This window comes from Nocardia nova NBRC 15556 (assembly GCF_001613005.1).
Classification (GTDB): domain Bacteria; phylum Actinomycetota; class Actinomycetes; order Mycobacteriales; family Mycobacteriaceae; genus Nocardia; species Nocardia nova.
In genome coordinates this window covers 1-3,141 of the sequence record NZ_BDBN01000176.1, presented here as the reverse complement: position 1 = coordinate 3,141, position 3,141 = coordinate 1, and the positions used below count along the sequence as shown (strand labels likewise).

2 protein-coding genes are annotated in these 3,141 nt (G+C 65.6%); both read left to right on the top strand.

The features are described from left to right. Positions 1-85 precede the first annotated feature (85 nt). The gene (gene pgi, locus NN2_RS35500) at positions 86-1,762 is read left to right on the top strand and encodes a glucose-6-phosphate isomerase (protein ID WP_063019634.1); all 1,677 of its coding nucleotides are present in this window, start codon (positions 86-88) and stop codon (positions 1,760-1,762) included. Positions 1,763-1,765: 3 nt separating this feature from the next. Next, on the top strand, positions 1,766-3,141 hold a 1,376-nt coding region (gnd, locus tag NN2_RS35495), incomplete at its 3' end, for an NADP-dependent phosphogluconate dehydrogenase (RefSeq protein ID WP_063019636.1).

The following is a 3,141-nucleotide window of genomic DNA, read 5'->3' as shown; positions in this document are numbered from 1 at the left end:
CGGTGTTGACTTGTTCGCGCATGCGGGTGCATGATTCCGAGCGCAGAATGCGCGATTTCGTGCACGACGAATTCCGAGGTATCCCATGAACCGCACACCGAAGCGCTCGGCTGACGAGGGGGTGCCGGTGAGCCCGTCGGCCTTGCCGGTGTGGCATGAATTGGCAAGCCACCGTGCGGAACTGGCCGCAACGTCGCTGAGGGAGCTGTTCGATCGCGATCCTCGGCGGGGAACCGAGTTGTCGGTCGAATACGACGGTGTGGTGCTCGATTATTCGAAGAACCTGGTCACCGATCGCACCATGAGCCTGCTGATGCGTCTGGCTCGCGATCGTGGCCTTGCGGCGGGCATCGAGGCGATGTTCGGTGGCGCGCGGATCAATACGACCGAGGATCGCGCGGTGCTGCACACCGTGTTGCGGACTCCCGCATCCGAATCCGTTGTGCTCGACGGTGTCGATGTCGTCGGTTCGGTGCACGAGGTGCTGGATCGGATGAGTGAACTGGCCGATGCGGTTCGGTCGGGACGGTGGCGTGGCGCGACCGGCCGTCGCGTTCGGACGGTGGTGAACATCGGTATCGGCGGCTCGGATCTGGGGCCGGCGATGGCCTGGCACGCGTTGCGCGAATTCGCGCAGTCCGGGATCGAGGTGCGGTTCGTGTCGAATGTCGACGGTCACGATATCGACCGGGTCCTGGGAGACCTGGACCCGGAGACGACGTTGTTCGTCGTCGCGTCGAAGACGTTCACCACGGTCGAGACGTTGACCAACGCCCGTACTGCCCGCGGGTGGCTGGCGGATCGGCTCGGCAATGAGGCGGTGGGCCGGCATTTCGTCGCGGTGTCGACCAACGCCGAACAGGTGGCAGCCTTCGGGATCGATCCGGCGAACATGTTCGAGTTCTGGGACTGGGTCGGTGGGCGGTATTCGCTGCCGTCGGCGATCGGTCTGTCGCTCATGATCGCCATCGGCCCCGGACAATTCCGGGAACTCCTGGCCGGAGCCCACAGCATGGATCGGCATTTCCACACGGCTGCATTCGAGGAGAACCTGCCGGTGCTGCTGGGCCTGCTCGGTATTTGGTATCGAAACTTCTGCGGCGCACAGGGTTTCGCGGTGCTGCCGTACGATCAGCGGCTCGCGTTGCTGCCGGCGTATCTGCAGCAGCTCGATATGGAGAGCAACGGGAAGTCCGTCGACCGGCACGGTCGTCCGGTCGGTGTCGATACCGCGCCGATTCTGTGGGGTGCGCCGGGCACGAACGGGCAGCACGCGTTCTTCCAGATGCTGCATCAGGGAACGACGCCGGTGCCGAGTGACTTCATCGGTGTGCTCGAACCCGCGCACCCCTATCGGGCGCACCACGATCTGCTGATGGCGAACCTGTTCGCCCAGACCCGGGCTCTGGCTTTCGGCGACCTCGACAGCGTGGGCGAGCGGTCCCCGCATCGGTGGTTCCCGGGCGGTCGGCCGAGTAACACCATCCTGCTGCCGCGCCTGAGTCCTTACACTCTGGGGCAGTTGATCGCGTTGTACGAGCACAAAGTGTTCGTGCAGGGCTGGATCTGGGGAGTGAACTCCTTCGACCAGTGGGGTGTCGAACTCGGCAAGAAGCTCGCGACCGGTATCCACGACGATCTGCAATCCGATCGAGCGCCGGCCTGGGACAGTTCCACGAACGCCCTGATGATGCGCTACCGACGTGTCCGTGCGGCGGGTGGGGCCGACCGTGCCACCGCTACTACTGATGAAATGATTTGAAATATGACTTCCTCTTCTGCACTCGCTCAGATCGGTGTGACCGGCCTTGCGGTCATGGGCAGCAACATCGCCCGTAACTTCGCCCGCAACGGCTACACCGTGGCCCTGCACAATCGCAGCGTCGCCAAGACCGATGCGCTGCTCGACGCGCACGGGGACGAGGGCGAGTTCGTCCGCACCGAGACCATCGAGGAATTCGTCGGCGCGTTGGAGAAGCCGCGGCGTGTGCTGATCATGGTCAAGGCGGGCGAGGCCACCGATGCGGTGATCGAGGAACTGGCCGCCGTCATGGAGCCCGGCGACATCATCATCGACGGCGGCAACGCCCTCTACACCGACACCATCCGCCGCGAGGCGGCCATGAAGGCGCGTGGACTGAACTTCGTGGGCGCGGGCATCTCCGGCGGTGAGGAGGGCGCGCTCAACGGGCCGGCCATCATGCCGGGCGGGCCGAAGGAGTCCTACGAGTCGCTGGGCCCGTTGCTGGAGTCGATTTCGGCGAAGGTCGACGGCGTCCCCTGCTGCACCCACATCGGCCCCGACGGCTCGGGTCACTTCGTGAAGATGGTGCACAACGGCATCGAGTACGCCGATATGCAACTCATCGGTGAGGCCTACCACCTGCTGCGCGACGCTCTCGGCTTCGACGCCGGGCAGATCGCCGATGTGTTCACCGAATGGAACTCCGGCGACCTGGAGTCCTACCTGGTGGAGATCACCGCGCAGGTGCTCGAGCAGACCGACGCAAAGACCGGTAAACCACTTGTCGATGTGATCATCGACGCCGCCGAGCAGAAGGGCACCGGGCGCTGGACGGTCAAGTCCGCGCTCGATCTCGGCGTGCCCGTCACCGGCATCGCCGAGGCCGTCTTCGCCCGCGCACTGTCCGGCTCGCGCGCGCAACGCCGGGCGGCGCACGACCTGGCCTCCGGAACGCTCGCCGAAAAGCCCACCGACGCAGCGCAGTTCACGGAGGATATCCGCAGGGCGCTGTATGCCTCCAAGATCGTCGCCTACGCTCAGGGCTTCGACCAGATCGCGGCGGGCAGCACCGAATACGACTGGAACCTGCGCCCCGGTGACCTGGCCACCATCTGGCGCGGGGGCTGCATCATCCGGGCCCGCTTCCTCAACCGCATCAAAGACGCCTACGAGGAGAATCCGGAGCTGCCGAGCCTGATCCTGGCCCCCTACTTCCGTGAGGCCATCGAGCAGGCCGTCGACAGCTGGCGCCGCGTGGTCTCCACCGCGACCCTGCTGGGAATCCCGGTGCCGGCCTTCGCTTCCTCGCTGTCCTACTACGACGCCCTGCGCGCGCGACGTCTGCCCGCCGCCCTCACCCAGGCCCAGCGTGACTTCTTCGGCGCCCACACCTACGA

Bases quoted from the DNA above. Each gene is read 5' to 3' on its own strand.
- pgi (WP_063019634.1), top strand. From the start codon at position 86: ATGAACCGCACACCGAAGCGCTCGGCTGACGAGGGGGTGCCGGTGAGC.